This window comes from Bartonella sp. MR30HLJHH, from assembly GCF_042194195.1.
GTDB lineage: Bacteria > Pseudomonadota > Alphaproteobacteria > Rhizobiales > Rhizobiaceae > Bartonella > Bartonella grahamii.
The window spans coordinates 1-861 of record NZ_JBHIMO010000093.1 but is presented as its reverse complement, the minus strand read 5'-3'; the positions used below and the strand labels follow the sequence as shown (position 1 = coordinate 861).

2 protein-coding genes are annotated in these 861 nt (G+C 33.9%); both read right to left on the bottom strand.

Translation table 11 applies throughout. The annotated features are described in order from the left end of the window. Positions 1 to 100: 100 nt before the first annotated feature. The gene (locus ACFIKR_RS09505) at positions 101 to 421 is read right to left on the bottom strand and encodes an addiction module antidote protein (protein WP_375659665.1); all 321 of its coding nucleotides are present in this window, start codon (positions 419 to 421) and stop codon (positions 101 to 103) included. After that, entirely contained in the window at positions 408 to 710 is a 303-nt protein-coding gene (locus tag ACFIKR_RS09500; RefSeq protein WP_212113015.1) for a type II toxin-antitoxin system RelE/ParE family toxin, read from the bottom strand. The genes ACFIKR_RS09505 and ACFIKR_RS09500 overlap by 14 nt, the downstream gene beginning before the upstream one ends. Between the last annotated feature and the right edge of the window lie 151 nt (positions 711 to 861).

Sequence of the window (861 nt, the reverse complement as noted above, 5' to 3'; positions counted from 1 at the left end):
GAAGAGGATACATGATAGGTTATAAACCAGATGTAGAGCCCCTCATTAAAAATGATTGCTTAAATACCTCCCTTCCCCATCTTTAAAGGTGGGGAGGTAGTCAAGATGCTTCTTCTAAAGCTGCTTTTTCCTTACAATTATTTTGGATAGGCGTTAAGCTAATCTGCAAATTTAAAGCACTCAAAACACTGAGAAAAGTAGAAAGCCGTGGGTCGCCTTTATCACTTAAAGAACGATAAAGAGACTCTCTTGATAGCCCTGTATTTTGGGCGATTTTACTCATTCCTTGGTTTTTCGCTATTATACCAAGAGCATGGGCAAGATACTTACTATCTTTGCTTTCAAGAGCATCTTCTAAAAGAATCTTTTGTGTCTCAGGTGTCTTGAAATATTCACTTGTGTCAAATTTAGTAATTTCCATGTTTCATTTCCTTTACTAATTGAAGAGCTTTTTCGATATCTTTTTGTTGTGTAGATTTATCACCCGCATTTAATAACAAAATGATTTGTTTACCTTGTTTTACAAAATAGATTCTATAGCCAGGACCATGATGTATTTTTAACTCTCCAATTCCACGGAAAAATTTTACATTTCCAAGAAATCCCGTTTCTATTCTTGCTATCCGTTTAACAATATGCGCTTGCGCAATCTCATCTTTTAAAGAATCTAGCCATTTTATAAAATGCTCTGTTTTGTATACTGTAAACATTTGTAACTTATAAGATACAATTATTACAATGTCAAATACATTCTTTTGTTCCAATGAAAAAGCGACATGAAGCTTAACCAAGCTATCTTTCCGAATGAGAAAGATGTCAATTTTTTAATCCAGCTCTGCTTTTTGCGGAGCTTTTTTTATG

Bases quoted from the DNA above. Each gene is read 5' to 3' on its own strand.
- ACFIKR_RS09500 (WP_212113015.1), bottom strand. From the start codon at position 710: ATGTTTACAGTATACAAAACAGAGCATTTTATAAAATGGCTAGATTCT.
- ACFIKR_RS09505 (WP_375659665.1), bottom strand. From the start codon at position 421: ATGGAAATTACTAAATTTGACACAAGTGAATATTTCAAGACACCTGAG.